This is a genomic window from Camelimonas abortus (genome assembly GCF_042432745.1).
Classification (GTDB): domain Bacteria; phylum Pseudomonadota; class Alphaproteobacteria; order Rhizobiales; family Beijerinckiaceae; genus Camelimonas; species Camelimonas abortus.
Window position 1 is genome coordinate 1,232,552 of the sequence record NZ_JBHLWR010000006.1, and the last position, 25,567, is coordinate 1,258,118.

The 25,567-nt window shown below is 69.4% G+C and carries 21 protein-coding genes, 4 tRNA genes and 1 pseudogene; 5 read left to right on the forward strand and 21 right to left on the reverse strand.

All coding sequences use genetic code 11. From position 1 onward, the window contains the following. Positions 1-161: 161 nt before the first annotated feature. From nuoK to ACFFJB_RS07745, 12 genes and pseudogenes are all read right to left on the reverse strand, one after another. On the reverse strand, positions 162-470 hold the full coding sequence (gene nuoK / locus ACFFJB_RS07690) for an NADH-quinone oxidoreductase subunit NuoK (protein ID WP_376830662.1): 309 nt from the start codon (positions 468-470) through the stop codon (positions 162-164). Between the two features lie 11 nt (positions 471-481). Next, the gene (locus ACFFJB_RS07695) at positions 482-1,090 is read right to left on the reverse strand and encodes an NADH-quinone oxidoreductase subunit J (protein WP_376830663.1); all 609 of its coding nucleotides are present in this window, start codon (positions 1,088-1,090) and stop codon (positions 482-484) included. Positions 1,091-1,205: 115 nt separating this feature from the next. Continuing rightward, complete coding sequence (gene nuoI, locus ACFFJB_RS07700) at positions 1,206-1,694, reverse strand: NADH-quinone oxidoreductase subunit NuoI (protein ID WP_376830664.1); 489 nt, start codon at positions 1,692-1,694, stop codon at positions 1,206-1,208. Between the two features lie 88 nt (positions 1,695-1,782). Then, the gene (locus ACFFJB_RS07705; RefSeq protein ID WP_376830665.1) at positions 1,783-2,031 is read right to left on the reverse strand and encodes a hypothetical protein; all 249 of its coding nucleotides are present in this window, start codon (positions 2,029-2,031) and stop codon (positions 1,783-1,785) included. Beyond that, positions 2,028-3,080 carry an NADH-quinone oxidoreductase subunit NuoH gene (nuoH, locus tag ACFFJB_RS07710; protein ID WP_376830666.1) on the reverse strand — a complete coding sequence of 351 codons (1,053 nt, stop codon included), beginning with the start codon at positions 3,078-3,080 and terminating at the stop codon, positions 2,028-2,030. The genes ACFFJB_RS07705 and nuoH overlap by 4 nt, the downstream gene beginning before the upstream one ends. 11 nt (positions 3,081-3,091) lie before the next feature. Next, positions 3,092-5,170, reverse strand: a complete 2,079-nt coding sequence (gene nuoG / locus ACFFJB_RS07715; protein ID WP_376830667.1) for an NADH-quinone oxidoreductase subunit NuoG — start codon at positions 5,168-5,170, stop codon at positions 3,092-3,094. An 87-nt stretch (positions 5,171-5,257) separates the two neighbouring features. Next, on the reverse strand, positions 5,258-6,556 hold the full coding sequence (gene nuoF, locus ACFFJB_RS07720; protein WP_376830668.1) for an NADH-quinone oxidoreductase subunit NuoF: 1,299 nt from the start codon (positions 6,554-6,556) through the stop codon (positions 5,258-5,260). A gap of 7 nt (positions 6,557-6,563) precedes the next feature. After that, positions 6,564-7,220: pseudogene (gene nuoE, locus ACFFJB_RS07725) on the reverse strand (NADH-quinone oxidoreductase subunit NuoE); the annotation flags it as partial. A gap of 56 nt (positions 7,221-7,276) precedes the next feature. Further along, a complete protein-coding gene (locus ACFFJB_RS07730; RefSeq protein WP_376830669.1) occupies positions 7,277-8,467 on the reverse strand; it encodes an NADH-quinone oxidoreductase subunit D in 1,191 nt (396 codons plus the stop codon). After that, positions 8,464-9,141 carry an NADH-quinone oxidoreductase subunit C gene (locus ACFFJB_RS07735; RefSeq protein WP_376830670.1) on the reverse strand — a complete coding sequence of 226 codons (678 nt, stop codon included), beginning with the start codon at positions 9,139-9,141 and terminating at the stop codon, positions 8,464-8,466. Before ACFFJB_RS07735 ends, ACFFJB_RS07730 begins: the two co-directional genes overlap by 4 nt. A gap of 113 nt (positions 9,142-9,254) precedes the next feature. Beyond that, a complete protein-coding gene (locus ACFFJB_RS07740; RefSeq protein WP_376830671.1) occupies positions 9,255-9,833 on the reverse strand; it encodes a NuoB/complex I 20 kDa subunit family protein in 579 nt (192 codons plus the stop codon). After that, complete coding sequence (locus tag ACFFJB_RS07745) at positions 9,824-10,189, reverse strand: NADH-quinone oxidoreductase subunit A (protein ID WP_376830672.1); 366 nt, start codon at positions 10,187-10,189, stop codon at positions 9,824-9,826. Before ACFFJB_RS07745 ends, ACFFJB_RS07740 begins: the two co-directional genes overlap by 10 nt. An 810-nt stretch (positions 10,190-10,999) precedes the next feature. On the opposite strand from ACFFJB_RS07745, the gene ACFFJB_RS07750 reads away from it, so the two are divergent. Together ACFFJB_RS07750 and ACFFJB_RS07755 are read left to right on the forward strand one after the other, a co-directional pair. Then, positions 11,000-11,076, forward strand: a tRNA-Asp gene (locus tag ACFFJB_RS07750). A 75-nt stretch (positions 11,077-11,151) separates the two neighbouring features. Continuing rightward, positions 11,152-11,228: transfer RNA gene (locus ACFFJB_RS07755), tRNA-Asp, on the forward strand. Positions 11,229-11,424: 196 nt separating this feature from the next. Here the strand turns inward: ACFFJB_RS07755 and ACFFJB_RS07760 are convergent. The 7 genes from ACFFJB_RS07760 to ACFFJB_RS07790 form a co-directional block, all read right to left on the reverse strand. After that, positions 11,425-11,500 (reverse strand) — tRNA-Val (locus ACFFJB_RS07760). 232 nt (positions 11,501-11,732) lie between these two features. Then, positions 11,733-12,011, reverse strand: coding sequence for a non-specific DNA-binding protein Hbs (gene hbs / locus ACFFJB_RS07765; protein WP_376832588.1), 279 nt, complete (start codon positions 12,009-12,011; stop codon positions 11,733-11,735). Positions 12,012-12,279: 268 nt separating this feature from the next. Continuing rightward, a complete protein-coding gene (lon, locus tag ACFFJB_RS07770) occupies positions 12,280-14,703 on the reverse strand; it encodes an endopeptidase La (RefSeq protein WP_376830673.1) in 2,424 nt (807 codons plus the stop codon). A gap of 408 nt (positions 14,704-15,111) precedes the next feature. Then, positions 15,112-16,380 carry an ATP-dependent Clp protease ATP-binding subunit ClpX gene (clpX, locus tag ACFFJB_RS07775; protein ID WP_376830674.1) on the reverse strand — a complete coding sequence of 423 codons (1,269 nt, stop codon included), beginning with the start codon at positions 16,378-16,380 and terminating at the stop codon, positions 15,112-15,114. Positions 16,381-16,611: 231 nt separating this feature from the next. After that, on the reverse strand, positions 16,612-17,235 hold the full coding sequence (locus ACFFJB_RS07780; RefSeq protein WP_376830675.1) for an ATP-dependent Clp protease proteolytic subunit: 624 nt from the start codon (positions 17,233-17,235) through the stop codon (positions 16,612-16,614). A gap of 447 nt (positions 17,236-17,682) precedes the next feature. Further along, positions 17,683-19,044 (reverse strand): trigger factor, encoded by a 1,362-nt coding sequence (gene tig / locus ACFFJB_RS07785; RefSeq protein ID WP_376830676.1) that lies wholly within the window; start codon positions 19,042-19,044, stop codon positions 17,683-17,685. 147 nt (positions 19,045-19,191) lie between these two features. Next, positions 19,192-19,276 (reverse strand) — tRNA-Leu (locus tag ACFFJB_RS07790). Between the two features lie 251 nt (positions 19,277-19,527). On the opposite strand from ACFFJB_RS07790, the gene ACFFJB_RS07795 reads away from it, so the two are divergent. Then, a complete protein-coding gene (locus ACFFJB_RS07795) occupies positions 19,528-20,967 on the forward strand; it encodes a multicopper oxidase family protein (RefSeq protein ID WP_376830677.1) in 1,440 nt (479 codons plus the stop codon). Between the two features lie 58 nt (positions 20,968-21,025). On the opposite strand, the gene ACFFJB_RS07800 is transcribed toward ACFFJB_RS07795, so the two are convergent. Both ACFFJB_RS07800 and ACFFJB_RS07805 read right to left on the reverse strand, forming a co-directional pair. Continuing rightward, positions 21,026-21,337, reverse strand: coding sequence for a hypothetical protein (locus ACFFJB_RS07800; protein WP_376830678.1), 312 nt, complete (start codon positions 21,335-21,337; stop codon positions 21,026-21,028). Between the two features lie 215 nt (positions 21,338-21,552). Next, entirely contained in the window at positions 21,553-23,175 is a 1,623-nt protein-coding gene (locus tag ACFFJB_RS07805) for an NAD(P)H-hydrate dehydratase (protein ID WP_376830679.1), read from the reverse strand. Between the two features lie 392 nt (positions 23,176-23,567). Between ACFFJB_RS07805 and ACFFJB_RS07810 the strand changes: the two genes are divergently transcribed. Together ACFFJB_RS07810 and glnA are read left to right on the forward strand one after the other, a co-directional pair. Then, positions 23,568-23,906, forward strand: a complete 339-nt coding sequence (locus ACFFJB_RS07810; RefSeq protein ID WP_376830680.1) for a P-II family nitrogen regulator — start codon at positions 23,568-23,570, stop codon at positions 23,904-23,906. Positions 23,907-24,021: 115 nt separating this feature from the next. Next, positions 24,022-25,434 (forward strand): type I glutamate--ammonia ligase, encoded by a 1,413-nt coding sequence (glnA, locus tag ACFFJB_RS07815; RefSeq protein WP_376832590.1) that lies wholly within the window; start codon positions 24,022-24,024, stop codon positions 25,432-25,434. The last annotated feature ends 133 nt before the right edge of the window (positions 25,435-25,567 follow it).

Genomic DNA, 25,567 nt, shown 5'->3' on the forward strand with positions numbered 1-25,567 from the left:
TTACGGCCCCGCGACGGGGTTTCCCCCTGCCCGCCCCTGCCGGGGAAAGCCTGTCGCGGCGCCTGTTCCGGAGCCGCCCCGCATGAAGCTCACGCGGGCCGGCGTGTCTGGGACCGCCGCCGCCCCGCCCCGCGCCGCGGGGCCGGGCCTGGCGGCCGGCGTCAGCCCTTCAGCGTGTTCACGTCCTCCACCGCGATGGAGCCGCGGTTGCGGAAGAACACGACCAGGATGGCGAGGCCGATGGCGGTCTCGGCCGCGGCGACGGTGAGCACCATCAGCGAGAACACCTGCCCCATCATGTCGCCGAGGAAGCTGGAGAACGTCACCATGTTGAGGTTCACCGCCAGCAGCAGCAGCTCGACGGACATCAGGATGACGATGACGTTCTTGCGGTTCAGGAAGATGCCGAACACGCCGATGGTGAACAGGATGGCGGCGACGGTGAGATAGTGGCCAAGCCCGATGATCATGGCGATGCTCCTCAGAGGCCGCGACGGAAGGGCGTCTTCCGCAGCTCGATGACGTCTTCCTTCGTGCGCGCCACCTGGCGGGCGATGTCCTGGCGGCGCACGTTCGGCTTGTGGCGCAGGGTCAGCACGATGGCGCCGATCATGGCCACCAGCAGCACGAGGCCGGCCAGCTGGAAGTAAAGGACGAAGTCCGTGTACAGCACCCGCGCCAGCGCCTCGGTGTTGGTGATCCCCTGCGGGATGGGAGCGGCGCCGGCGCGCGGCAGGCCGCCCGGCGCCAGCCAGGCGCCGATCACCAACAGCAGCTCGGCCAGCAGCGCGATCCCGACCAGCGCGCCCACCGGCGCGTACTGCAGCGCGCCCTTCTTCAGCGCGGCGAAGTCCACGTCCAGCATCATCACCACGAACAGGAACAGCACCGCGACCGCGCCGACGTAGACGATGACCAGCAGCAGCCCCAGGAACTCGGCGCCCAGCAGGATGAACAGGCCGGTGACGTTCGCGAAGGTCAGGATCAGGAACAGGACCGAATGCACGGGATTGCGCGAAGCGATCACCATGAGCGCCGAGGCTACGGCCACTGCCGAGAAGATGTAGAAGAAGACTGCTGCGGCGATCATCCGTCTGCGTCCTTGACAGCCCTGGCCGGCCTGCCTGCGCCATGCGCTGTAGCCGGAAAGGCCCTGGGGTGGCCGCCCCGGCGCCTCAGGCGCGGGGCGTTCTGGAAACTGGTTATCAGCGGTACGGGGCGTCCATGGCGATGTTGCGCGCGATCTCGCGCTCCCACCGGTCGCCGTTATCGAGGAGCTTCGCCTTGTCGTAATAGAGCTCCTCGCGCGTCTCCACGGCGAACTCGTAGTTGGGGCCCTCGACGATCGCGTCCACCGGGCAGGCCTCCTGGCACATGCCGCAGTAGATGCATTTCACCATGTCGATGTCGTAGCGGGTGGTGCGGCGCGTGCCGTCGTTGCGGCGCGGGCCGGCCTCGATGGTGATCGCCTGCGCCGGGCAGATGGCCTCGCACAGCTTGCAGGCGATGCAGCGCTCCTGGCCATTGGGATAGCGGCGCAGGGCGTGTTCGCCACGGAAGCGCGGCGACAGCTGCCCCTTCTCGAAGGGATAGTTGAGCGTCGCCTTCGGCCGGAAGAAGTAGCGCATCGACAGGAAGAACGCCGACACGAACTCCTTCAGGAACAACGACGACACCGTCTGGCCGATCGCCATGATCTCCACTCCTCAGCGTCAGGAGGCCGCGCGCGGCCGCCCCGACAGGATGTTGTCGCGAGCCGCCCAGCCCTGCCGGGCTGGCGGCTCAGATCCTGCTGACCAGCGCGCCCAGCAGCGCGCCCGCCAGCGGCAGAACCGCGAGGGACGACCAGACCAGCCGGCGCGTCAGCGCCAGCCGCTTCCGGAACTCGCCCTCATCCGGGGACGGACCTTCCCCTTCCGTCTCCCGCTCGATGGCCCGGGCGGCGAACGACTGGACCAGAACCACCTGCAGCGCGGCCATCGCCAGGCCGATGGCGGCGCCGGCCAGCGCCGCCGCGGGAAGCTGCGTCATGCGCCGGGCGCGAAGCCGGTGAAGTGCAGGAACGCCGCCACGACCACCACCATGACCAGCGAGATGGGCAGGAACACCTTCCAGCCCAGACGCATCAGCTGGTCGTAGCGGTAGCGCGGAACCATCGCCTTGGCCATGGCGATGAAGAAGAACATCACCGACAGCTTGAGGATGAACCACACCACGCCCGGCACCCAGGTGAAGGGCGGGAGGTTAACCGGCGCCGACCAGCCGCCCATGAACAGCAGGGCGCCCATCGCGCACATGGTCAGGATGGCGATGTACTCGCCGAGCATGAACAGCAGGTACGGCGTGGAGGAATACTCCACCATGAAGCCGGCGACGAGCTCGGATTCCGCCTCCGCCAGGTCGAAGGGCGGACGGTTGGTCTCCGCGAGGGTCGAGATCAGGAAGATCACGAACATCGGGAACAGCGGAATGACGTACCAGTTCAGGAAGGTGAGCTGCGGGACGCCGAGCAGCGTCGCCAGGCCGCGCGACTCCTGGGCCGCCACGATGCCGGAGATGTTGAGCGTGCCGGCGCACATCAGCACCGTCACCAGCACGAAGCCGATGGAGACCTCATAGCTCACCATCTGCGCCGTGGCGCGCAGCGCCGACAGGAACGGGTACTTCGAGTTCGACGACCAGCCGGCCATGATGGTGCCGTAGACCATCAGCGACGAGATGGCGAGAATGAACAGGATGCCGACGTTGATGTCGGCCACCACCCAGCCGGCGTTGACCGGAACCACCGCCCAGGCGGACAGCGCCAGCACGCCGGTGATCAGCGGCGCCAGCAGGAACAGGCCCTTGTTGGAGCCCGCCGGGATCACCGGCTCCTTGAGCACGAACTTGAACAGGTCGGCGAAGGACTGCAGCAGGCCGAAGGCGCCCACCACATTGGGGCCGCGGCGCAGCTGCACGGCCGCCCAGATCTTGCGGTCGGCGAGCAGGTAGTACGCCGTGAACAGCAGCAGCGCCACCAGCAGCGCCACGCTCTGCAGGGCGATGAGCAGGACGTGCAGGAGTCCATCCCAGAACGACATCGCGGCTCCCCTTACTCAGCAGCCTGGGCGACGGCGCCGCGCGCCAGCGCCGAACATTCCGCCATCACCGCCGAGGCGCGGGCGATGGGGTTGGTCAGGTAGAAATCGGTCACCGTGCTGGCGAAGGGCGCAGGGTCCATCTGGCCGATGGCCGCGGCGATCGCCGGCAGGTCGAGGGCCCCGGGCGTGACCACGCCGTGCTCCGCCATGTGCGGAACCTCGGCGTAAAGCGCCGCGCGCAGCTGGCCCAGGTTGTCATAAGGCAGCCGCGCGCCGAGCGCTTCCGACAGGGCGCGGATGATGGCCCAGTCCTCGCGCGCCTCGCCCGGCGGGAAGGAGGCGCGGTCGGCCAGCTGCGCCCGCCCCTCGGTGTTGACGTAAATGCCGGACTTCTCCGGATAGGCCGCGCCCGGCAGCACCACGTCGGCGCGGTGGGCGCCGCGGTCGCCGTGGCTGCCCTGATAGATGACGAAGGCGCCGGGCGCCGCCTCGATCTCGTCGGCGCCGAGCAGGTACAGCACGTCGAGCGCGCCGGGAGCGACCATCTCCCAGGCGGAGAGACCGCCCTCCCCCGGCACGAAGCCGACGTCGAGGCCGCCGACGCGCGCCGCCGCGGCGTGCAGCACGCTGAGGCCGTTCCAGTCGTCGCCGATGGCGCCCACGTCCACCGCAAGGCGGGTGGCGGCGGCGAACACGGCCGCGCCGTCGCGGCGGGCCAGCGCGCCCTGGCCGACGATGATCAGCGGCCGCTGCGCCTGGCGCAGGACCTCAACGAACGGATGGGCGCCGTTGGCCAGCTCCACCAGCGTCTGGGCGCCCGCGCCCAGCTGCTCGGCCGGGCAGGTCAGCTGCATCGGCTCGCCCACATAGGCCACCCTCAGGCCGGTCTGCAGCCAGCGCTTGCGGATGCGGGCGTTGAGCACCGCCGCCTCACGGCGCGGGTTGGAGCCGATGATGAGGATGGCGTCCGCGTCCTCAATGCCGGCGATGGTGGCGTTGAACAGGTAGCTGCCGCGGCCGAAGGCCGGGTTGAGGCGGGCGCCGTCCTGGCGGCAGTCGATGTTGGGCGAGCCCAGCGCCTGCATCAGCTGGCGAAGGGCGAACATCTCCTCCACCGCGCACAGGTCGCCGGCGATGGCGCCGACGCGCCTGCCGTCCACGCCCTTCAGGCGCCCGGCGATCACGGCGAAGGCCTCGCTCCACGAGGCGGGGCGCAGGCGGCCGTCCTCGCGCACATAGGGGCGGTCAAGGCGCTGGGTCCTGAGGCCGTCCCAGACGAAGCGGGTCTTGTCGGAGATCCACTCCTCGTTCACGTCCTCGTTGACCACCGGCAGGATGCGCATCACCTCGCGGCCGCGGGTGTCGATGCGGATGGCGGAGCCGACCGCGTCCATCACGTCCACGGACTCGGTCTTGACCAGCTCCCACGGCCGGGCGCGGAACTGGTAGGGCTTCGAGGTCAGCGCGCCCACCGGGCACAGGTCGATGACGTTGCCCTGCAGCTCCGAGCCCATGGCGTGCTCGAGATAGGTGGTGATCTCCATGTCCTCGCCGCGGCCGATGGCGCCGAGGTCGCCCACGCCCGCCACCTCGCTGGTGAAGCGCACGCAGCGGGTGCAGTGGATGCAGCGGTTCATGGAGGTGCGCACCAGCGGACCGATGTACTTGTCCTCAACGGCGCGCTTGTTCTCATGGAAACGGCTGGTGTCGACGCCGTAGGCCATGGCCTGGTCCTGCAGGTCGCACTCGCCGCCCTGGTCGCAGATCGGGCAGTCCAGCGGGTGATTGACCAGCAGGAACTCCATCACGCCCTCGCGGGCCTTCTTCACCATGGGCGACCGGGTGAACACCACCGGCGGCTCGCCGTTGGGGCCCGGACGCAGGTCGCGCACGCCCATGGCGCAGGAAGCCACCGGCTTCGGCGGACCGCCCTGCACCTCCACGAGGCACATGCGGCAGTTGCCGGCGATGGACAGCCGCTCGTGATAGCAGAAACGCGGGATCTCGGCGCCGGCGGCCTCGCAGGCCTGGAGCAGCGTGTACTCCGCCGGGACCTCAATCTCTTTTCCGTCGACAATCAGCTTCGGCATGGCTTCCTTCCGTCTCAGGCGACGTTGGGCCCTTGAACTTGCGGCGTCGGCCCGCCGGCCGGCGCGAACGGGTTGGCGGTGCGGCCCTTATCCGGCCGCCGCCGGCAGCGGGTCGGGATGCGGATTGGCCGCATACTGGTCGATCCGCTTCTCGATCTCCGGACGGAAGTGACGGATCAGGCCCTGGATCGGCCACGCCGCGGCGTCGCCCAGCGCGCAGATGGTGTGCCCCTCGATCTGCTTGCTGACGTCGAACAGCATGTCGATCTCGCGCTTGTGGGCGCGGCCCTCGGCCATGCGGCTGACGACGCGCCACATCCAGCCGGTGCCTTCGCGGCACGGCGTGCACTGGCCGCAGCTCTCATGCTTGAAGAAGTACGACAGGCGGGCGATGGCGCGGATGATGTCCGTGGACTTGTCCATCACCAGCACGCCGCCGGTGCCGAAGCTGGAGGTGGCGGCGCGGCAGCCGTCGAAGTCCATGATCAGGTCTTCGCACAGGTGCGCGGGAATGACCGGGCACGAGGCGCCGCCGGGAATGATGCCCAGCAGGTTGTCCCAGCCGCCGCGCACGCCGCCGCCATGACGCTCGATGAGCTCGCGGAACGGGATGCCCATCGCCTCCTCCACCACGCAGGGCGTGTTCACGTGGCCGGAGATGCCGAACAGCTTGGGACCGACGTTGTTGGGCCGGCCGATGCTGTTGAACCACTCGGCGCCGCGCCGCAGGATCGTGCCGGCGACGGCGATCGACTCCACGTTGTTGACCGTGGTCGGGCAGCCGTAGAGGCCCATGTTGGCCGGGAACGGCGGCTTCAGCCGCGGCATGCCCTTCTTGCCCTCAAGGCTCTCCAGCAGCGCCGTCTCCTCGCCGCAGACATAGGCGCCGGCGCCGTGGTGGATATAAAAATCAAACGGATAGCCGTGGATGTTGTCCTTGCCGATGAGACGGGCGGCGTACGCCTCGTCCACGGCGCGCTGCAGCGCCTCGCGCTCGGCGATGAACTCGCCGCGGATGTAAATGTAGGCGGCGTGGGCCCCGATGGCGAAGGCGGCGAGCATCGCGCCTTCAATGAGCAGGTGCGGATCGTGGCGCAGGATCTCGCGGTCCTTGCAGGTGCCCGGCTCCGACTCGTCGCCGTTGATGACCAGATAGTGCGGCCGGTCGCCCTGCTTCGGCATGAACGACCATTTCAGGCCGGTGGGGAAGCCGGCGCCGCCGCGGCCGCGCAGGTTGGACTTTTTCATCTCGTCGATGATCCAGTCCCGCCCCATCTCAAGCAGGAACTTCGTGCCGTCCCAGGCGCCGCGGCGCATGGCCTCCTGCAGGCCAGGGGAATGGAGGCCGTAGAGATTGGTGAAGATGCGATCCTTGTCCGACAGCATGGCCTCAGTCCTTCTGCGCGAACCTGGCGCGCCACGCGCCGACCACCGAACCGTCATAAAGCGACGGATCGGTCAGCGAGGTCAGCCTGCCCTTCGGCTCGGCCGCGTTGCGGCCCTGCTGCGGCCCGGGCTTCACCGGCCTGCCCGCGGCGAGATCCTTCAGGACGCCGATCAGGATCTCCGGCGTAAGATCTTCGTAATAGTCGTCGTTGATCTGCACCATCGGCGCGTTGCAGCAGGCGCCGAGGCACTCAACCTCCTGCCAGCTGAAATTGCCGTCGGCGGTCACGGTGTTCTCGGGACCGATGAACTCCTGCAGCGCCGCGCGCAGGTCATGGGCGCCGCATACCATGCAGTGGGTGGTGCCGCACAGCTGCACGAAGAAGCGGCCCACCGGCTCCAGGCGGAACATGGTGTAGAAGGTCGCGATCTCGAGCGCGCGAATGTAGGGCATGCCAAGCAGGTCGGCCACGTGCTCGATGGCGCACCGGGGCAGCCAGCCGCCGGCCTGGGCCTGGGCCCGCCACAGCAGCGGAATGACCGCCGAGCGCTGGCGACCCTCCGGATATTTGGCGATCTGGGCTGCGGCCCACGCGGCGTTCTCCGGCGTGAAGGCGAACTCAGCCGGCTGTAACTCGGGCGGGGCCAGACGACGTACGCTCATGACTTACGCAAATCCCTTGCAGACGCCAGCAGGCTGGCTTTCAGGACGCGGGCCGGTCACCGGTCCACCTCGCCGAACACGATGTCGAGTGAGCCCAAGATCGCCGAGACGTCGGCCAGCATGTAGCCGCGCGACAGGAAATCCATGGCCGCGAGATGGGCGAAGCCCGGCGCCCTGATCTTGCAGCGGTAGGGCATGTTGCCGCCCTCCGACACCAGGTACACGCCGAACTCGCCCTTCGGCGCCTCCACCGCGGCGTAAACCTCGCCGGCGGGAACGTGAACGCCTTCGGTAAACAGCTTGAAGTGATGGATGAGCGCCTCCATGGAGCGCTTCATCTCGCCGCGCCGCGGCGGCGCGATCTTGTGGTCGGTGGTCAGCACCGGCCCCTGCCCGTCCGGAGCGCGCAGCCTGTCGATGCACTGGCGCATGATGCGCACGGACTGGACCATCTCCTCCATGCGCACGCAGTAGCGGTCGAAGCAGTCGCCGTGCCTGCCGACGGGGATGTCGAAATCCATCTCCTCGTAACACTCGTAGGGCTGCGCCTTGCGCAGGTCCCACTCGCCGCCGGCGGCGCGCACCATCACGCCCGAGAAGCCGCGCGCCCAGCACTCTTCGAGCGTCACCGGCGAGATGTCCACGGTGCGCTGCTTGAAAATGCGGTTGCCGGTGACCAGGCGGTTGAGGTCGTCGAGGGTCTTCAGGAACGGGTCGCAGAACGCCTCGATGTCGTCGATGAGGTCCGGCGGCAGGTCCTGGCGCACGCCGCCGATGCGGAAATAGTTGGCGTGCATGCGCGCGCCGCTGGCGCGCTCGTAGAAGATCATCAGCTTCTCGCGCTCCTCGAAGCCCCACAGCGGCGGGGTGAGCGCGCCAACGTCCATCGCGAAGGTGGTGACGTTGAGCAGGTGCGAGAGCAGCCGGCCGATCTCCGAATAGAGCACGCGGATGAGCTGGCCGCGGCGCGGAACCTCCACGCCGAGCAGCTTCTCGGCGGCGAGCACGAAGGCGTGCTCCTGGTTCATCGGCGCCACATAGTCGAGGCGGTCGAAATAGGGCGTCGCCTGGGCGTAGGTCTTGTACTCGATCAGCTTCTCGGTGCCGCGGTGCAGCAGGCCGATATGGGGATCGACGCGCTCGACCACCTCGCCGTCAAGCTCCAGCACCATGCGGAGCACGCCGTGCGCCGCCGGGTGCTGCGGGCCGAAGTTGATCGAAAAATTGCGGAGCTGGTGTTCGCTCATGACGCTTTTCCCGGATCCTTCTGGCCAGCCGCCTTCTCGTCGCCCGGCAGCATGTAGTCAGGCCCCTCCCAGGGCGACAGGAAGTCGAAGCGGCGGAACTCCTGGCGCAGCGACACGGGCTCGTATACCACGCGCTTCTGCTCGTCGTCGTAACGCAGCTCGACGAAGCCGCTGAGCGGAAAATCCTTGCGCAGCGGATGCCCCTCGAAGCCGTAGTCGGTGAGCAGGCGGCGCAGGTCCGGGTGACCGGAGAAGATCACCCCGTACATGTCCCAGGTCTCGCGCTCGTACCAGTCGGCCGAGGGGAACACCCCCACCACGGAGGGCACCGGCGTGCGCTCGTCGGTCTGGACCTTCACGCGCAGCCGGGCGTTCAGCGTCGGCGACAGCAGATGATACACCACGTCGAAGCGCTTTTCCCGCGACGGCCAGTCGACGCCGCACACGTCGATCAGGCACACGAAACGCAGGGCCGGATCGTCGCGCAGCGCCTGCGCCAGCTCCACGACGCGCTCCGCCGGCGCAAGCAGGGTGAGCTCACCGTGATCGGCCTTCGCCTCCACGCCGGCGTCGACGCCACGGGCGGCCAGCGCGCCCATGACGCGCGCGCCAAGGGCCGCGGCTTCGGCGTCCGCCTGGTTACGACCTGTCTGGTTGAGGCTTGCCTCTGACATAATCCATCCAATCAAACCTGCGCCCTGGTCCGGCGGCTGGCGCCGTCACGGCTGCATCAGCCCTTCACGCCCGCCCCGCCCGGGGCGGAAGCGCCGCCCGGGGGCGACGCCGGTCAGCGTTCGATCGTGCCCGTGCGGCGAATTTTCTTCTGCAGCAGCAGGATGCCGTAGAGCAGCGCCTCGGCGGTGGGCGGACACCCGGGCACGTAGACGTCGACCGGAACGATGCGGTCGCAGCCGCGCACCACGGAGTAGGAATAGTGATAGTAGCCGCCGCCGTTGGCGCAGGAGCCCATGGATATGACGTAACGCGGCTCCGGCATCTGGTCGTAAACCTTGCGGAGGGCCGGCGCCATCTTGTTGCACAGCGTGCCGGCGACGATCATCACGTCCGACTGGCGCGGGCTGGCGCGCGGGGCGAAGCCGAAGCGCTCCACGTCGTAACGCGGCATCGAGGCCTGCATCATCTCCACGGCGCAGCAGGCCAGACCGAAGGTCATCCACATCAGCGAGCCGGTGCGGGCCCACTGGATCAGCTCGTCGGTCGAGGTGACCAGAAAGCCCTTGTCCGCGAGCTCGTCACTGATGCCGGTGAAGAACGGATCGTCAGAGCCAACGGGCTTGCCGGTGGCCGGGTCGATCACGCCGCGCGGAGCCGGAGCGACGGCGGCGCCTTTGCCAATCAATCCCATTCGAGGGCTCCCTTGCGCCATTCATAGGCGAAACCGGCGGTGAGAACCGCGAGGAACAGCATCATCGACCAGAAGCCGAAGGCGCCGAGCTCGCCGAAGCCGATGGCCCACGGGAACAGGTAGGCGACCTCAAGGTCGAAGATGATGAAAAGGATGGCGACGAGATAGAAGCGGATGTCGAACTTCATGCGCGCGTCGTCAAACGCGTTGAAGCCGCACTCGTACGCGGACAGCTTCTCGGGGTCCGGATTCCGGAACGCCAGCAGGAACGGCGCGACAAGGAGCGCAAGGCCGATGACCAGCGACACGCCCATGAAGACCACGAGGGGAAGATAGTCGTTGAGCAAGCTGTGCATACTGCACCCATTCTCCCGGGCCCCAGCCGCCGGGGCGCCATGCGCGCGCGGCGCCGTGAGCCCTGCCGCTCCGTTTCACGACGGAGAGTCGCCCGGCCGCCTGGTCTCGCCGCCGGAGATCGCCTCCGCGCTTTCTTGGAACAGTTCGTAGCTGCGGGGCAGGCTTAACGCAGGGGCCAAACTCGTGCAAGTGTCGCCTCGAAAACTTCCTATTGTTGCATGTGTAACCGCAGCCGGCGGATGTTTTTTCGCTCCGTCGCGGCGCGCTTTTTCCGCCGCTTCCGCCCGCGCGCGCCCGCGCAGGCGCAGTATTTCAACCGGTTGAGCCTGCGCCTGGCCTGCGCGCGGCGCCCGCGGGACGCGCCTGCGCCCCCGGCCGCGCCCGGGCCGGCCGGCGCAGCGCCACGACGTCGCAGCCCGCCTGCCCTCGCCGGCGCCGCCGGGGCCACGGGCCCGGCGCCCGCCCGTCCCTGAGTCGTCCCGCCCGGCCGGCGCACGGCGCCCTTCGCCCCCCTCCCCCCCTCGCCCGCGGTTTCCGCCGCCGCGGGCGCGCCAGGGGGCGGGCGCCCGGCGCTGCGGGGATTCCCGGGCGAATCCACGCCGCGCCCGCCCGGCCCGCCCCGGCGGGCCGGCGGCAGGCCGGCGGCGGGCCGCACGGAAAGGACATGTTCTCCCGTGGGCAAACATATGACCGGGCGCTGCTTCGCTCCTCTATCCACAACGCCCGGCCGGAAACTGCGGTCCGTCGCGCTTGACACCGCGGGAGGCGGCCCGTAAACCGCAACTCACCGGCGGCGAGGACGTCTGTTCGGGGGTGTAGCTCAGTTGGTCAGAGCGCCGGCCTGTCACGCCGGAGGTCGCGGGTTCGAGCCCCGTCACTCTCGCCACTTCCTCCCAGCGCAAGCTGGAACAGACATTCGAGCCGGGGCGGCGGCGTGAAGGTCACGCCAGCAAGCCGGTCCGGGGGTGTAGCTCAGTTGGTCAGAGCGCCGGCCTGTCACGCCGGAGGTCGCGGGTTCGAGCCCCGTCACTCTCGCCACTTTCTCCTGATCCAGAACAGCAGCGAATTGTCCGGGGCGCGCAAGACGCGCCTTTTTTTGTCGCCATGACGCAGCCCTCCCCGGGGCGACGTCCGGCGGCGGCTGCGCGCGCGAGGGCGCATGTCGCCGGCGGCGCGGAAAACGGAATGTTTCAGGACAGATGCGGCGACAGATGCGGAGGCCGCGGCGCGATGATGGTGGGCGGTGACGGGCTCGAACCGCCGACCCTCTCGGTGTAAACGAGATGCTCTACCAGCTGAGCTAACCGCCCATCGCCAGCGGCGCGTCCCGGACGGGACCTGCGCCGTGCGGTCCATCTACATCAAGCCGCCGGCAAAAACCAGAGTCGGGTCGCGGCCGCCGCCGGCCGGCGCGCCTGTCCACAGCCGCGCCGCCCGCTTTTCCCCTCCAGACGAAATGAGCCCGGCCGCGCGGCCGGGCTCATTTCCGGATCACCGGGGAGACTGGCGGACGCTCCGGCCCGGGGCCGGAGGGGGCGGCGGTCACTTGCCGTTGACGGCGTCCTTCAGACCCTGGCCAGGCTTGAACTTCGGCGCCTTCGACGCAGGCACCTTGATGGTTTCGCCGGTGCGGGGATTGCGCGCGGTGCCGGCGGCGCGGTCTGCGACGGAGAACGTGCCGAAACCGACGAGCTTGACCTCATCGCCCTTCTTCAGGGCGTCCGTGATGGCGGCGAACACGGCTTCCACAGCCTCGCCCGCGTGGGCGCGGCTCAGCGAAGCCTTTTCAGCGACGGCTGCAACAAGATCGCCTTTGTTCATCAATCGTCCTCCAGATGCAAACGCCGCGTCGCGGGCGTTCGTCGGGTCCATGATTCAGGTCTGCGGGCGGCGGTCGTCGCGACCGGCGCGCTGCCTGGCCTGCGGCGACTGGGTGGACAGGCTTATCCGTCGCCCGTTCACTGGTTTTGCCCGTAATGGGCCGGAGCGCAAGGCCCAAAAGGGTGGAAACGCCCGCCAGAAGCCAGATTCTCGCGTCCGTGAAGAAAAAAGCCCCGGCCAGGGGCCGGGGCATTAGACGAAAGGCGGATCAGTGCGCCACCACGCTGCCGGCGCCGGCCGGAGCGGGCGCCGGAGCGGGCGTCTCCTCCGGAGGCGTCCAGTCAACCGGCTCCAGCTTGCGCACGAGCGCGTGCCCGATCACCTGATCCATGCGCGAAACCGGGATGATCTCGAGCCCCTTCTTCAGGCTCTCGGGCAGCTCGGCCAGATCCTTGGCGTTGTCCTCGGGGATCAGCACCGTGCGGATGCCGCCGCGCAGCGCCGCCAGCAGCTTCTCCTTGAGGCCGCCGATGGGCAGCACCCGGCCGCGCAGGGTCACCTCGCCGGTCATGGCCACGTCGCGCCGCACCGGCACGCCGGTCATCACCGAGACGATGGCCGTGGCCATGGCGATGCCCGCGGACGGACCGTCCTTCGGGGTCGCCCCCTCCGGCACGTGCACGTGGATGTCCCGCGTCTCGAACAGCGGCGGCTTGATGCCGAGCGACACCGAGCGCGAGCGCACCCACGACGCGGCGGCGGAGATCGACTCCTTCATCACGTCGCGCAGGTTGCCGGTGACCGTCATCTTGCCCTTGCCGGGCATCATGACGCCCTCGATGGTCAGCAGCTCGCCGCCCACCTCGGTCCACGCCAGACCGGTGACCACGCCCACCTGGTCCTCGGTCTCCGCCTCGCCGTAGCGATACCTGGGCGCGCCGAGGAAGGTCTCGAGGCTGTCGACGGTGACCGTCACCTTCTCCGCCTTGCCGAGCACGATCTCCTTCACCGCCTTGCGGATCAGGTTGGAGAGCTCGCGCTCCAGGTTGCGCACGCCGGCCTCACGGGTGTAGCGCCGCACGAGGAACAGCAGCGCCTCGTCGTCGATCGACCACTCCTTCTCCGACAGGCCATGCCGGGACAGGGCCTCCGGAATGAGGTGGCGCCGGGCGATCTCCAGCTTCTCCTCCTCGGTGTAGCCGGCCAGACGGATGGTCTCCATGCGGTCCAGCAGCGGCGCCGGGATGTTCAGCGTGTTGGCGGTGGTGACGAACATCACGTTGGAGAGGTCGTAGTCCACCTCCAGGTAATGGTCGTTGAACGCCTTGTTCTGCTCCGGATCCAGCACCTCCAGCAGCGCCGCCGACGGGTCGCCCCGGTAGTCCATGCCCATCTTGTCGATCTCGTCGAGCAGGATGAGCGGATTGGACGTCTTGGCCTTGCGCATGGCCTGGATGATCTTGCCGGGCATCGAGCCGATGTAGGTGCGCCGGTGACCGCGGATCTCGGCCTCGTCACGCACGCCGCCGAGCGACACGCGCACGAACTCGCGCCCCGTGGCCTTCGCGATCGACTTGCCGAGCGAGGTCTTGCCGACGCCGGGCGGGCCGACGAGGCACAGGATCGGGCCGGTCAGGCGGTTGGCGCGCTGCTGCACCGCCAGATATTCGATGATGCGCTCCTTCACCTTGTCGAGGCCGAAGTGATCCGCATCGAGGACGCGCTGCGCCTCGGCCAGGTCCTTCTTCACCCGCGACCGCCTGTTCCACGGAATGCCCAGCAGCCAGTCGAGGTAGTTGCGCACGACCGTGGCCTCCGCCGACATCGGCGACATCTGCCGCAGCTTCTTCAGCTCGGCCATGGCCTTGTCGCGGGCCTCGCGGGAGAGCCTCGTGCGGTTGATCTTCTCCTCGATCTCCGCCAGCTCGTCGCGGCCGTCCTCGTCGCCCAGCTCCTTCTGGATGGCCTTCATCTGCTCATTCAGATAGTACTCGCGCTGGGTTTTCTCCATCTGGCGCTTCACGCGCGTGCGGATGCGCTTCTCCACCTGCAGGACGGAGATCTCGCTCTCCATCAGGCCGAGAATGCGCTCCAGCCTCGCCGAGACCGAGGTGGTCTCGAGCAGCGCCTGCTTCTCGCCGATCTTGACGGCGAGATGCGAGGCGACGGTGTCGGCCAGCCGCGAAGGATCCTCGATCTGGGTGACCGCGGTCACCACCTCCGGGGACACCTTCTTGTTGAGCTTGACGTAGTTTTCGAACTCGCTGACGACCGAGCGCGCGAGGGCTTCGACCTCAACCCTGTCGCCGGGCTCGTCGCCCAGCACCTCGGCGGTGGCCTCGTAAAATTCGTCCGTGCGCAGGTACTGCTTCACGCGGGCGCGGCCGGCGCCTTCCACGAGCACCTTGACGGTGCCGTCCGGCAGCTTCAGCAGCTGCAGCACGCTGGCGATGGCGCCGACTTCATGGATGGCCGACGGATCGGGATCATCCTCGGACGCGTCCTTCTGCGTGGCCAGCAGAATGTGACGGTCGGTCCGGACCACCTCCTCCAGCGCACGGATGGACTTCTCCCGCCCCACGAAGAGCGGAACGATCATGTGTGGGAACACGACGATGTCGCGCAGGGGCAGAACCGGATAGTCGGCGACGGTTCCGGGAGCCGCAGGCTGGCGAGGCTTCATAGTGGTCATGTGGCCCAAGTCCTTTCTCCTGTCCGCCCGCCCCCCTGCAGGCAGCAGAGGCCGGCGGACCTGGCGCCGGCGACGCGCCTCCCCGTGGAGCCGGCCGCCGGCCGCGCGCCGCGCCTCCCCATGAGCGCGCGACGCCTTTCGGTTACTGCTGAAGGTGGCCCCGGCCGCGCGCGGTTTCAAGTCGGCGCCCTGCATGGTCACAGGGAATTCGCCCCAACGGCCGCTATCCGCCTGATTTTCCGGCGCGGACGCCCGCCGCCCGCGCCGCGCGCGCCTGCGCCGTCGCGCGGGCGCCGGAGGGGCCCCGAAGGCGCAAGGTCAGGGAAACGGGCCGGCGGGGGCCACAGACGCGACAGGCGCCCCCTGGGGCGCCTGCCGGCTTGCGTCGCTGTCGCGGAGCGCGTCCGCTCAGGCCGAGGCGGAAGCGCTGCCCTCGCCGCGCTCGGCGTAAATATAGAGCGGCCGGGCCTTGCCTTCGACCACCTCCGGCCCGATCACCACCTGCTCCACGCCCTCAAGGCCCGGCAGCTCGTACATGGTCTCGAGCAGGATGCCTTCGAGGATGGAGCGCAGGCCGCGGGCGCCGGTCTTGCGCTCGATGGCCTTGCGGGCGATCAGCGTCAGCGCCTCGTCGTGGAAGGTGAGCTGCACGTTCTCCATCTCGAACAGGCGCTGGTACTGGCGCACCAGGGCGTTCTTGGGCTCCTGCAGGATGCGCTTCAGCGCCTCCTCGTCCAGGTCCTCGAGGGTGGCGATCACCGGCAGACGGCCGATGAACTCCGGAATGAGGCCGAACTTCAGCAGGTCCTCCGGCTCCACCTCGCGGAAGATCTCGCCGGTGCGGCGGTCTTCCGGGGCGCGCACGGTGGCGCCGAAGCCGATCGAGGTGCCCTTGCCGCGCGCCGAGATGATGCGCTCGAGGCCGGCGAAGGCGCCGCCGCAGATGAACAGGATGTTGGTGGTGTCCACCTGCAGGAATTCCTGCTGCGGATGCTTGCGGCCGCCCTGGGGCGGAACCGAAGCGATGGTGCCCTCCATGATCTTCAGCAGGGCCTGCTGCACGCCCTCGCCCGAGACGTCGCGGGTGATCGACGGATTGTCCGACTTGCGGGAGATCTTGTCGATCTCGTCGATGTAGACGATGCCGCGCTGGGCGCGCTCGACGTTGTAGTCGGCGGCCTGGAGCAGCTTGAGAATGATGTTCTCCACGTCCTCACCGACATAGCCCGCCTCGGTGAGCGTGGTGGCGTCGGCCATGGTGAAGGGCACGTCGAGGATGCGCGCCAGCGTCTGGGCCAGCAGCGTCTTGCCCGAACCGGTGGGACCGATGAGCAGGATGTTGGACTTGGCCAGCTCGACGTCGTTGTTCTTCAGGGCGTGGTTGAGGCGCTTGTAATGATTGTGCACCGCCACGGCCAGCACCTTCTTGGCGTGGTCCTGGCCAATGACGTAGTCGTCCAGCACCCTGGCGATCTCGCGCGGGGTCGGCACGCCGTCGCGGGACTTCACCAGCGACGACTTGGACTCCTCACGGATGATGTCCATGCACAGCTCGACGCATTCATCACAGATGAACACGGTCGGTCCGGCGATCAGCTTGCGGACCTCATGCTGGCTTTTGCCGCAGAAAGAGCAGTAAAGCGTGCTCTTGCTTTCGCCGCCTGTGGCCTTGCTCATGGTCCGTCTCCACTATGACCGCGCGATGCCGGGCCCGGGCGGTCTGCTTTCCAGATAACGCCGGCCTGCCGGGATTCCGCGCCCTGGAAGGCGGCGGCTCCAGTCTCCGGCCTGACGCGTAACAACACGGTTAACGTGGCGCACGTAAGGCGCGCCAACGCTTCATTACGCCGCAAGCCAACCATGCAGCGACCTGGGGCGTCAATTATGTCCCTGAAACGCAACGCGCGCTCAGGAGGCGGGTTCGGGCCGCTTCTCGAACACCTGGTCAATGAGCCCGAACTCTTTCGCCGCCTCGGCGGTCATGAAGTTGTCGCGCTCGAGGGCGGCCTCGATGGCCTCCAGCGACTGCCCGGTGTGCTTCACGTAGATCTCGTTGAGGCGGCGCTTCAGCGCCTCGATCTCGCGGGCATGGATGAGGATGTCCGTGGCCTGGCCCTGGAAGCCGCCCGAAGGCTGGTGCACCATGATGCGGGCGTTGGGCAGGGCGAAGCGCTGGCCCTTCTCGCCCGCCGCCAGCAGCAGCGAGCCCATGGAGGCCGCCTGGCCGATCACCAGGGTCGACACCGGGCAGCGGATGAACTGCATGGTGTCGTAGATCGACAGGCCGGAGGTCACCACGCCGCCCGGCGAGTTGATGTAGAACGAGATCTCTTTCTTCGGGTTCTCGGCCTCGAGGAACAGCAGCTGCGCCACCACCAGCGAAGCGGAGTAATCCTCGACCGGGCCGGTGAGGAAGATGATCCGTTCACGCAGCAGGCGCGAATAGATGTCGAACGCCCGCTCGCCGCGGTTGGACGTCTCGATGACCATCGGCACCAGCGTGTTGGCGTAAACGTCCAACGGATCTCTCATCGTCTGTCTCTCCACCTCGCCGCACGCGCGTGCGGTCTCATGTGATCCGGACCGCGCCGGTCTCCGGACAGCTGGCGCCGTCCGGACATCGCGGCCGCCCCTCGCCGTCTTCCGGCAGCTCGCGGGCCGCCTCCAGAACCGCCTCACGGGCCGCGCCCCGCGCCCTGGCCGGCCGCCGCGGCGACGGGAGCCACCGCCGGCGCGCGGCCAGAATCAGCATCCGCAAGACGGTTGGGGGAATGTTCCCCGGCCCCGGCGCCGTTGCAACCCCTTCCGTGGGCCGGAAGGCAGCGGTCGTCGCGACCGGTTAACGCCTGCTTGCGCCACGTATGCGCTCCCCGGCCGCTTCGCAAGGGCGCCCCCGCCGGGAGCCGAAAATGAAAAAGGCCAGGGAGCCGCGGCCCCCTGACCCCGAAACGCGGTCCAGCGCCGCCTGCGGCGGGCGGCTCAGTCCTTCGCGGATTCGTCCTCGTCCTCGCGGAACAGCTCTTCCTTCGAGACGACCTTGTCCACAACCTTGGCCTGCGACAGCAGGTGATCGACGACCTTCTCCTCGAAGATCGGCGCGCGCAGCTCGGCCAGGGCCTGCGGGTTCTTCTGGTAGAACTCCCACACCATCTTTTCCTGGCCCGGGAACTGCCGGGCGCGCTCGATGAGGGCGCGGGTCAGCTCGTCCTCGGTGACGGTGACGCCGGCCTTCTCGCCGGCCTCGGCCAGCACCAGGCCAAGGCGCACGCGGCGTTCGGCGATGGCGCGGTATTCCTCGCGCGCCTTCTCCTCCGTGGTGTCCTCGTCGGCGAAGGTGCGGCCCGCCTGGGCCATCTCGGCGGTGACGCTGCGCCACACGCCCTCGAACTCCTGCTCGACCAGGGTCGGCGGCAGCGCGAAGCTGTAGAGGCCGTCGAGCGCGTCAAGCAGGCGGCGCTTCACCTTGCGGCGCGACTGGGCGGCGTAGTCGGCGCTGATGCGCTCGCGCAGCGCGTTGCGCAGCGCCTCCAGGTTCTCCATGCCGAAGGTCCTGGCGAGATCGTCGTTGACCAGCGCCTCGCCGCCGGCCTCAACCGACTTCACCGTCACCTCGAACTGGGCGGTCTTGCCGGCCAGGTGGGCGGCCTGGTAGTCCTCCGGGAAGGTGGCGGTGACGACCTTCTCTTCGCCGGCCTTCACGCCGACGAGCTGCTCCTCGAAGCCGGGGATGAAATTGCCGGAGCCGATCTCAACCGGCACGCCCTCGCCCGAACCGCCCGGGAACGCCTCGCCGTCGATCTTGCCGACGAAGTCGATGACGACGCGGTCGCCCTCCTGGGCGGCCTCGTCCCCGGCGCGCGGCGTGAACGGACGGTTCTGCTTCGCCATGCGCTCCAGCGCCTCGTCCAGCTCGGCGTCGGTGACCTCGGCCACCTCACGCTCCAGCTCCACGCCGGAAATGTCGGCCAGCTCGAAGCTGGGCAGCACCTCGAAGTTGACGGTGAAGACGAGGTCGCCCTTGCCCTCGATGACGGCGTCGATCTCCTCGCGCGCCTCCGGCAGGGTGATCTTCGGCTCCATGGCCAGACGCAGGCTGTTGTCGGAGACGATCTTCTGGTTCGCCTCGTTCACCGCGTTCTGGACGATGTCGGCCATCACCTGGCGACCATAGGCGCGACGCATGTGGACCATCGGCACCTTGCCGGGGCGGAAGCCGTTGAGGCGAACCTTGCCCTTCAGCTCATTGAGCTCGCTGACAAGCCGGGCCTCCAGCTCGGACGCGGGCACGACCACCTTGAATTCGCGCTTCAGCCCTTCAGAATTGGTTTCGGTCGCCTGCATTTCTTAACTCTGCTGTCCTGCCGGTCTCATGGGACGAAAGCCGGCCTGTTGAAAGGTCAGGGCGCCCCGGCGCCGCTGTCGCGGTCCGGAGCGGCCTGCATCCGTCCGGGGCGCTGCGCCGGACGCATCCGGCGAGGCCAGTGAAACTGGTGCGGGCGGAGGGACTCGAACCCCCACGAGGCTAGTCACTGGAACCTAAATCCAGCGCGTCTACCAGTTCCGCCACGCCCGCCCGAAACGCGATCAGGCCGCGCCCTCTCAGGCCGAGGTCGCGGCTCTATATCACGCGCCACGAATAACGCACCAAAAAAAACCTGCGCGCCGGGCCCTGGAGACGGCTGGCGCCCGACGCAAGGCTCTGTAATGCACATCAGGCGCAATGTGAACCATCGTGCGCGGCGCGCCTTTTCTTTTTCCAGCGCCGGACGGTTGTCAACGCCGCTCCGGCCTGTTCCCCTCCCCGTCGCAACCGGGAGAATCGCCGTGACCGACGTCCGCAACCGCCCCGCCGCAACCGCCTGCGCCGCCGATCCGGCGTTTTCGCCGCAACGGCGGCGGCTGCTCGGCGGCCTCGCCGTCGCCCTGGTCGCGCTGCCGGCGGCCGCCCGCGCCGGCGACGCGCCCGCGCCGGAGCAGCCGCCGGGGGCCGGGGCGGCGCCGCAGCCGCGCGCCTTCACCCTGCGCGCCGCGCCGGCCGCAGTCCGGCTGCGGGGGGCGGAGACGCGGGCGCTCGCCTTCAACGGCGTCCTGCCCGGCCCGCTGCTGCGCCTGCGCCAGGGCGAGACCCTCGCGCTGACGCTGGAGAACGGCCTCGACGAGCCGCTGTCGCTGCATTTTCACGGCGCCGGCGCGCCCAACGCGCTTGACGGCGTCGCCGGCCTCACTGGGCCGGCGGTCGCCCCCGGCGAACGCGCCGACATCAGCTTCACGGCCCGCCACGCCGGCGTGTTCTGGTATCGCCCAATGGTCATCGGCCGGGTGTCGCGCCAGACAGAGCGCGGGCTTTACGGCATGCTCGTCGTCGACGAGCCGGCGCCGCCGCCAGTGGCGGCGGACGTGGCGGTGGTGATCGACGACTGGCTGCTGGACGATTCGGACGCCATCGCCGCAGATTCGGACGACGCCGCCAGCCGCGCCGGCCCTGGCCGGTTCGGCAACTGGCTGACGGTGAACGCAGCGCCGCCGCCGCAGGCGCTGGCGCTGCGCCCCGGCGCGCGGGCGCGCCTGCGGATCCTCAACGCCGCCAACGCCCGGCCGCTGCCGCTGAAGCTCCAGGGGCTGGAGGCCCATGTGATGGCGGTGGACGGGCGCCCGTGCGAGCCGTTCCGCCCGGCCAGCGACCAGCTGGCCATGCCGCCCGGCGGCCGTTTCGATCTCATCGTCGACGCCCCGCCGGAGGACGGGGCGGAGGGCGCGCTGCTCATCGCCCTCGGCGACGGGCTGCCGGTGCTGACCGTCCGCGGCGAAGGCGCGCCGGCGGCGCCGCAGCCGCCGCTGCAGCCGCTGCCGCCACAGGGACTGCCCGACGACATGCCGCTGGAACAGGCGCAGCGCCGCCGCCTCGTGCTCGGCGGCGGCGCCGGCGCGGATCCGGCGCGGGTGTGGACCATCAACGGCAAGTCATGGCCGGAGCACGCCGGCGCGCCGCTGTTCCGGGTGAAGTCAGGCCAGACGGTGGTGCTGGAGGTGCAGAACGACACCGCCCTCGCCCAGCCGCTGCACCTGCACGGCCACCACGCCCGGCGCCTGCACGCGCTCGACGACGGCTGGTCGCCCTACTGGCTGGACGTGGTCACGGCGCCGCCGGGCCGGGTGACGCAGCTCGCCTTTCCGGCCGGCGAGCCCGGCAGGTGGCTGGTCGGCGCGGCGGCGGCCGAACGGCTCGACGGCGGCATGGCCGCCTGGTTCGAGGTGACGGCGTAAGCGTCCGGAGCGGCGCCCGGACGGACAGGCCCCGCAGGGGCTGCCGGCGCGGGAGGCGTCAGAAGCCGCCGCCGACGCCCACAGCGCCGCCGTTCATCATCGGCCGCACGCCGCTGCCGAAGTTGCGCACCTCGCGGCCGACGCCGGTCATGTCGATCTCGCTGCGGTCGATCTTGCGCATCGGGGCGTCGAGCCTGCCGGAGGCGCCGGCCGGTTTCGCGCCCGTCTGGCGGCCCTTGCCGGCGCCGGCGTCCAGCTCGGGCGCCTGCCATTCCGGCATCCTGATCTCCTGGGCGACCGCCGCAGCGGCGACGGCCGCCGTCAGGCCCGCGGCCAGCGCGGCGGCGCAGATTCTGGTTGTGGCGGACATGTCCTGCTCCCGGACTGAAAGAAAATGACCGGCCGGCGGACGCGCCGCCGGCGGCGGCGTCCCCGCGGGCGCGGGCACCGCAGAGCGGCGTTTGCTCCAGAATACCGCCAAACCGCCCCGGGAACCACCCCGGCGGCCGCGCCGGCGGCGTCCGGCGGCCGCCCGGGGCGACCCGCTCCCGGGGAGCCGCCTCCAGCCATGGTCCGGCGCCGGCCTCAGCCAGGGCCGGCCTGCGGCCACACGCCCGGCGGATCGCGGCGGAAGGCGGGCTGGCGGACGAAGCCGGACGCCTCATGCAGGCGCGCCAGCACGGCGGGAACCGCCTCCGGAAGATCTTCGGCGATCAGGCCCGGCCCGCAGGCGGCCGCCGCCTCGCCATGGATCCACACGCCGGCGCAGGCGGCCTCGAAGGGCGGCATGCCCTGGGCCACCAGCCCGGCGATGACGCCGGCCAGCACGTCCCCCGCCCCGGCGGTGCCCAGCCAGGGCGGCGCGTTGTGGTTGATCACGGCGCGGCCGTCGGGCGCGGCGATCACCGTGTCCGCCCCCTTCAGCGTCACCACGGCGCCGGTGCAGGCCGCCGCCGCCACCGCCCGCCCGTATTTGGACGGCGCCTCCTCCACCGCCTCCACGCCGGCGAACACACGCGCGAACTCGCCGTCATGGGGCGTGAGCACCGCCGGGGCCGGAGCGCCGTCCGGCGCGAGGGTGCGGGCCAGATAGTCCGGCCGCCCGGCGAAGCTGGTGAGGCCGTCGGCGTCGATCACCATGGCGCGGCGCCGCTTCGCCGCCGCGGCGATGCGCGCGACCAGCCCGGGACCCGGACCGCCGCCAGGGCCGATGACCACGGCGTTGAAGCGCGGATCGTCGAGCAGCGCGGCGAAGGCGGCGGCGTCCTCCGCCTCACGGATCATCACCGCCGTCAGATGGGCGGCGTGCACGCGGCAGGCTTCGGCGCCGGCGGCGACGGTGACCAGCCCCGCCCCCGCGCGCAGCGCCGCCCGCGCCGAGAGGCGGATGGCGCCGGTGGCCAGGGCCGGGCCGGAACAGCACAGCACATGGCCGCGCCGGTACTTGTGCGCCTCCAGCGACAGGCGCGGAAACCGCGGCAGCCACAGCTCCGGCCCGTTGGCGTAAAGCGTCTCGCCCACGTCGGCGATGATCTGCGCGCCGATGCCGATGTCGGCGAGCGTCACCGGGCCGCACAGGCTGCGGCCTGGCAGCAGCAGGTGGCCCGGCTTCAGCGCGGCGAAGGTCACGGTGGCGCTGGCGGCGACCGCGTGGCCCATGGGCTGGCCGGTGTCGGCGTTGAGGCCGCTGGGCACGTCAACGGCGAGCACGGGCGCGCCGAGGCGGTCCAGCAGCCGCGCCGCCTCCAGCGCGGCGCCGGCCAGCGGCCGGTCGAGACCGGCGCCGAACAGCGCGTCGATGACGAGGTCAAACGCCCCCGGCTGCGGAGGGGCCTCCGCCACCGGCCCGCCCCAGCCGGCGGCGGCCTGGGCGGCGTCGCCGCGTTTGGGCGGGCCGAACGGGGCCCAGACGCTGGCCTGGAACCCCGCCTCGCGCAGCAGCCGGGCTGCGACATAGCCGTCGCCGCCGTTGCCGCCCGTTCCGCAGGCGGCCAGCACCCGCCGCCGGCCGCCGCCGGCGGCGCGCAGCATGGCCTGGGCCTCGCGCGCCACCGCCCGCCCGGCCCGCAGCATCAGCGCATATCCCTCTGCGCCGCGCGCCATGGCCGTGCGGTCCGCCTCGGCCATCTGCGCCGCGCGCAGCAGCTGCAGGCCCGCCGCCGCGGCGGCGGGCGTCGCCTGATGATCATGAGCCTGCCTTTGCGGCATGGATCGCTCCCCCCGGGCGCCGCAGCCCGCGCTCCGCGCCTGCGGCGAAACGTTGCGGCCGGAATGATATTCCGCCTTTTTGCGCCGCGCATGCCCCCTGAAACGCGATTTATTGTCCCCGAAACGCCATTTTCGCCGCGCCGGCGCATCAAAATACGTCACCGGAGCGCCGGAAACGCCCGGGCGCGCCCCTGTCGGAAATCCCGCGGCTTGCCGGTGAGAAACGGGGATGGCGGGCGACGGTAATGATTATTTTTTAATCATGAAACGCCCACTAAAGCGGCGCCAAAGGGGGGTGGGCGGCAACAAGCCGGTTTCATTCCCCCAACCTGCAAGGCATAAACACCGCACTTGATTTTGCGGCCCGAACCCGGTGCGGAGGAGCGCGGCTCATGAAAAAGATCGAGGCGATCATCAAGCCTTTCAAGCTCGATGAAGTGAAGGAGGCGCTGCAGGACATCGGCCTGCAGGGCATCACCGTCATCGAGGCCAAGGGTTTCGGACGCCAGAAAGGCCATACGGAGCTGTATCGCGGCGCCGAGTACGTCGTGGATTTTCTGCCGAAGGTCAAAATCGAGATCGTCCTGAACGACGACCAGGTGGAGCGCGCCGTGGAGGCGATCCGCAACGCCGCGCAGACCGGTCGCATCGGGGACGGCAAGATTTTCGTCTCGACCATTGAGGAGGCGATCCGCATCCGCACTGGCGAGACCGGACCGGACGCCATCTGACCCGGGCGCAGGCGCCCGCCGCCGGCGCGGCGCCGCCCCGACGGACGAGTTTACCCGCGCGGACCGCCGGCCGAGGCCGGGGTCAGGCGCCCCAGTTGGAAGATAGGGGAACATGATGACGAAGAGCGCTCAGGATGTGCTCAGGACCATCAAGGAAGAAGACATCAGGTATGTCGACTTCCGCTTCACGGATCCGCGCGGCAAGTGGCAGCACGTCACCTTCGACGCCTCGCTGGTCGATGAGGACATGTTTGCCGACGGCACCATGTTCGACGGTTCGTCGATCGCCGGCTGGAAGGCGATCAACGAGTCCGACATGCTGCTGATGCCCGATCCCTCGACGGCCCAGCGCGATCCCTTCTTCGCCGCTCCCACGCTGTCGGTCGTGTGCGACGTGCTCGAGCCGGGCACCGGCGAAGCCTATGGCCGCGATCCGCGCGGCGTCGCCCGCAAGGCCGAGGCCTTCCTCGCCTCCACCGGCATCGGCGACACCGCCTATGTCGGCCCGGAAGCCGAGTTCTTCGTCTTCGACGACGTGCGCTTCAAGGCTGACCCGTACAACACCGGCTTCAGGCTCGACTCCTCGGAGCTGCCGGTCAACGGCGACCGTGAGTACGAAGGCGGCAACATGGGCCACCGCATCCCGACCAAGGGCGGCTACTTCCCGGTTCCGCCGCTGGACTCGGGGCAGGACATGCGCAGCGAGATGCTCGCGGCCATGGCGTCCATGGGCGTGACGGTCGAGAAGCACCACCATGAGGTGGCCTCGGCGCAGCACGAGCTGGGCATGAAGTTCAGCACGCTGACCCAGATGGCCGACCAGATGCAGATCTACAAGTACTGCATCCACAACGTCGCCAACAGCTACGGCAAGACGGCCACCTTCATGCCGAAGCCGGTGTTCGGCGACAACGGCTCGGGCATGCACGTGCACCTGTCGATCTGGAAGGACGGCAAGCCGCTGTTCGCCGGCAACAAATACGCCGACCTCAGCCAGGAGTGCCTGTGGTTCATCGGCGGCGTCATCAAGCACGCCAAGGCGCTGAACGCCTTCACCAATCCGTCCACCAACTCCTACAAGCGTCTGGTGCCGGGCTATGAGGCGCCGGTGCTGCTGGCCTACTCGGCCCGCAACCGTTCGGCCTCCTGCCGCATTCCGTGGACGAACAATCCGAAGGCCAAGCGCGTCGAGGTCCGCTTCCCCGACCCGACGGCCAACCCCTACCTCGCCTTCGCGGCCCTGCTCATGGCCGGCCTTGACGGCATCATCAACAAGATCGACCCCGGCCCGGCGATGGACAAGGACCTCTACGACCTGCCGCCGCGCGAGCTGAAGAAGATCCCGACCGTCTGCGGCTCGCTGCGCGAGGCCCTGGAGTCGCTGAAGAAGGACAACGCCTTCCTCAAGGCCGGCGACGTCTTCACCCAGGACTTCATCGACAGCTTCATCGAGCTGAAGATGGCCGAGGTGATGCGCTTCGAGATGACGCCGCATCCGGTCGAGTTCGAGATGTACTACTCGGTCTGATCCCCTGCGGGCAGACGCGGAAAGGCCGGGCCCTGCGCCCGGCCTTTTCGTTTGGGCTCCGCCCCCGTCCGGCGCTTTGGCGGCGGCCCGCCCCTGTGCTATGCAGGAAAGGCAGCCCACCGGCGTCCTTTCG